Genomic DNA, 3,651 nt, shown 5'->3' with positions numbered 1-3,651 from the left:
CAGCTGATGGTCGTGCTGGACGCCTCGATCGTGAACATCGCCCTCCCCGACGCCGGCCTGGACCTGGGCATCAGCGCGGCGAACATCCAGTGGGTGGTCACCGCCTACACGCTCGCCTTCGGCGGGCATGACGGAGCCGTCCTTCTCGCGCGGGGCGCGGTGACGAGGGGGATGAGGGCAGCGGAGGGCTCACGGCCGGCGGCGTCGCGCGGTCGCGTGCGGAGGAGGTGACGGGCCCGCTCGACCGGCGGCGGTGCGCGGTCGGGGAGGCCGGCGGGGTCAGTGCCGGTGCAGAGCGGTGCGGGTCAGCTCATGGGTCGGGCGAGTCCTGCGCCGGCCCAGCGCAGGCAGTCGCGGACGAGTTCCAGGAAGTGGTCGAAGGAGTCGTCGGGGTCCCAGGCCTCGATCGCCGTGTTGAAGGCGGCGAAGGTGGTGTTGAGGACCAGGGCGGCGTGCAGCTCCTCGCCGTCGGGGGTGCGACGGGCGACCCACTCCCGCAGGTCGGGCCCGAAGCTGTCACAGACGTCCCGCGACGAGTCGCAGAGCTCCGGTGACTGCTCGAACAGCCGCTTCTGCAGGGGCAGGCGGTCGGCGAGGAGCTCCGCCAGGCTGAGGGCGAGACCGGTGAGCGCCTCCCACAGCGGCTCGCCCTTCGGGCAGTCCGCCAGGAGAGCGCGCCACTGCTGCAGCTCCTGCGGATCGAGGTCGTAGACGACGGCTTCCTTGCTGCGGAAGTAGCTGAAGAACGTCGTCCGGGAGACACCGGCCTCGGCGGCGATGTCCTCCACGCTCACCGCGTCGAACCCGCGTTCGCTGATCAGGCGCAGCGCGGTCGAGCGGATCGTCCGCCAGGCCTCGAGCTTCTTGCGTTCCCGCAGGCCCAGCACGCGACCGACCGGGCAGTGCGGGGTCTTCCCCTGTCCGGATCGGGTCACGTGATCACCGTAGGGCAGAACCTGAACGCAGTACAGACATTTACCCAGTCCAGTTTCGTGAACAGCGGGTGACCGGCCGACGGCCGCGGTGAGGCGTACGGTCGATGTGATGCGGAGCATGCTGCGGACGGCCGTCGTGGCCACGGCGGCGGTCGGCGCCGCGGTGCTCGGCGCACCGGCGACCGCCTCGGCCGAGGAGCCCCGTCCCGAGCTGAGCACGGTGCAGGGCACGGTCGGGTACGACGTCTCGTACCCCCAGTGCGACCGGACGCTCCCCGACGACGCGGCGTTCGCGGTGATCGGCGTCAACGGCGGCATCGCCACCACGGAGAACCCCTGTCTCGCCGACCAGTGGGAGTGGGCGAACGACTCCTCGGGTGCCGAGCCGGCCCAGCCACGGGCGCAGCTGTACGTGAACACCGCCAACCCGGGCGAGGTGCGGGAGCAGGTGACGACCTGGCCGTCGCGGGGCGTCAACCGCTACGGCGCGTGCGACGGCGGCAACAGCGCTGCCTGTTCCTACGAGTACGGCGTCGAACGGGCCGAGAACGACGTCCGGATCGTGCTGGACACCCTGGGCGACCTCGACGGGGACGCCGCCATCGAGGACCCGGCCGACCTCGTCGGCCTGCGCTGGTGGCTGGACGTCGAGACGATGAACACCTGGCAGACCGACGGCGCCGCGGCGCAGCGGAACAACCGGGCCACCTTGGAGGGGATGACCGACCACCTCGAGTCGGTGGGCGGCCGGGTCGGGCTCTACTCGACCGGCTACCAGTGGGGCGAGATCGTCGGTGACGTGCCGTCGTGGAGCAGCCTGCACGGGCTGGACAGCTGGCTGGCCGGCGCCCGCAGCCTCCGCGGCGCGGTCGCCAACTGCGCCGACGACCCGCTCGTCGGCGGCGGCCGGGTCGTGCTCACCCAGTACGTCGAGGACGACCTGGACCACAACCGCTCCTGCGTCGCGGATGCCCGCTGGGCCGGGTCGGCCGCCTCGGGGTCGCGCGACTGAGTGGTTAGGGTGCGCGGCATGGTCAGCGTCGATCAGCCCGCCTCCCCGCTCGCCCCCGACCTCCGCCTGGTCGCCCGCACCCACCGGCGGCTGGAGCCGCTGCACTCGCACGTCTACTTCGCGCCGGAGACCGACGAGCACCTGACCGGAGCCGGCCTGCGCCCGGGCCGGATGGTCTACTTCGCCGGCCGCGCGGCGGCGATGGGGGCGGTCGGCCCGGGCGTGGTGACGGCGACCTTCGCCAACTTCGCCCCGGCGATCGTGGCCCGGCACCTGCCCCGTGCCTGGACCCTGGCCACCCCGGAGCAGGTGCTCGCCGCCCGGACCGCGGCCGCGCGCGCCTCGCTCACCCGGCTCCTCGACGGCGCCGACGAGAGCAGCCTGCGGGAGCTGTCCGGCCTGCTGAGCGAGGCGTGCACAGCGCTGACGCCGGAGGGCCGGCCGCTGTTCGCCGCCCACGCCGACCTGCCCTGGCCGGACGAGCCGCTGCTGCAGGTGTGGCACGGCGTCACGCTGCTCCGCGAGCACCGCGGCGACGGGCACGTGCTCAGCGTGGTCCGGCACGGGCTGACCGGCCTGGAGGCCCTGGTCACGCACACGCTCACCGGCCGCGGGTTCACCCGGCAGGCCGCCCAGGCGACCCGTGGGTGGTCGGACGAGGAGTGGACGGCGGCGCTGGACGGGCTCACCGAGCGCGGCCTGGTCGCCGACGGCGCGCTCACCGAGGCCGGCCAGCAGCTGCGCGCGTCGATCGAGCAGGAGACCGACGCGCTGTCGGCCGCCCCGTTCGTGCACCTGGGCGTCGAGCGCACCGAGCGGGTCGCCGCGCTCGCCGGCGACCTGACCGGCCGGCTGCTGGGCAACGGTGCGTTCCCGGCCGGCGTGCTGTCCCGGTCGTGACCGGCGCGCGGCTGCCGGACGCCGCCGGGGACACCCCGGCCGCGGAGGTGCTGCGGGCTCGGCGCGGGGGAGAGCTGTCCGGGCTGGACCGCCTGCTGCTGCACAGCCCCGCCGTCGCCGAGGGGTGGAGCGCGCTGCTCGGGGCGCTGCGCAACGGGACGACGCTGACCGCCGACCTGACCGAGCTGGTGGTGCTGCGGATCGCCGTCCTCAACGGGGCGGAGTTCGAGTGGGTCGCGCACGAGCCGGCCGCCCGCCGGGCCGGGGTCACCGGCGCCCAGCTCGCCGCGCTGCGGACCCCCGACGTGGCCGGGGCGCCGGTGTTCTCCCCGGTGCAGGCCGTCGTGCTGCGGTTCACCGATGCGTCGAGCCGGCAGGTCGACGTCCCCGATGCCGTCTTCTCCGCCGTGCGTGCGCACCTGGACGACCGGCAGGTGGTCGAGCTCGTGACCACCGTGGCCGGCTACGCGATGGTCTCCCGGTTCCTGGTGGCGCTGCGGGTGCCGGTTCCGGCCGGCGAGGTCGCCGGCTGACTCTTCCCACGTCGTTCACCCCCCGGTCGGGCGACCGGGATGCCCAGGAGCGTCCCCGCGTGTCACGATGGACGACGGCCCGCGCGACGGACGCGGCCCTGGGACGACGGGAGGTGCTGGGCCGTGCGATCGGAGCCTCCCAGTTGCAGGAACGGGGCGGCCGACAGCGCGTCGGTCTCCTGCTCGATCGACGCGCGCAGCTGCTGGCCGGCCTCGGTGAGCGCGCCGTCGGCGACCAGGCCGCGCTCGGTGAGCCCGTCCAGCGCCGCCG

4 protein-coding genes and 2 pseudogenes are annotated in these 3,651 nt (G+C 74.4%); 4 read left to right on the top strand and 2 right to left on the bottom strand.

From position 1 onward, the window contains the following. A pseudogene (locus tag G5C62_RS27695) lies at positions 1 to 231 on the top strand (hypothetical protein); the annotation flags it as partial. 74 nt (positions 232 to 305) lie between these two features. Here G5C62_RS27695 and G5C62_RS26060 read toward each other — a convergent pair. Further along, positions 306 to 935 (bottom strand): TetR family transcriptional regulator, encoded by a 630-nt coding sequence (locus G5C62_RS26060; RefSeq protein WP_197058324.1) that lies wholly within the window; start codon positions 933 to 935, stop codon positions 306 to 308. Positions 936 to 1,044: 109 nt separating this feature from the next. Between G5C62_RS26060 and G5C62_RS26055 the strand changes: the two genes are divergently transcribed. The 3 genes from G5C62_RS26055 to G5C62_RS26045 are packed head-to-tail and all read left to right on the top strand — an operon-like array spanning position 1,045 to position 3,380. Beyond that, positions 1,045 to 1,947, top strand: coding sequence for a hypothetical protein (locus G5C62_RS26055; protein WP_206330874.1), 903 nt, complete (start codon positions 1,045 to 1,047; stop codon positions 1,945 to 1,947). Positions 1,948 to 1,965: 18 nt separating this feature from the next. Continuing rightward, complete coding sequence (locus tag G5C62_RS26050) at positions 1,966 to 2,847, top strand: SCO6745 family protein (protein WP_206330873.1); 882 nt, start codon at positions 1,966 to 1,968, stop codon at positions 2,845 to 2,847. Continuing rightward, complete coding sequence (locus tag G5C62_RS26045; protein WP_164703280.1) at positions 2,844 to 3,380, top strand: carboxymuconolactone decarboxylase family protein; 537 nt, start codon at positions 2,844 to 2,846, stop codon at positions 3,378 to 3,380. Before G5C62_RS26050 ends, G5C62_RS26045 begins: the two co-directional genes overlap by 4 nt. 62 nt (positions 3,381 to 3,442) lie before the next feature. Here the strand turns inward: G5C62_RS26045 and G5C62_RS26040 are convergent. Beyond that, positions 3,443 to 3,651, bottom strand: a pseudogene (locus G5C62_RS26040) (hypothetical protein); the annotation flags it as partial.

Source organism: Modestobacter sp. KNN46-3 (assembly GCF_011039295.1).
The sequence above is the reverse complement of the archived record's forward strand: the minus strand, read 5'-3'. Positions and strand labels throughout refer to the sequence as shown.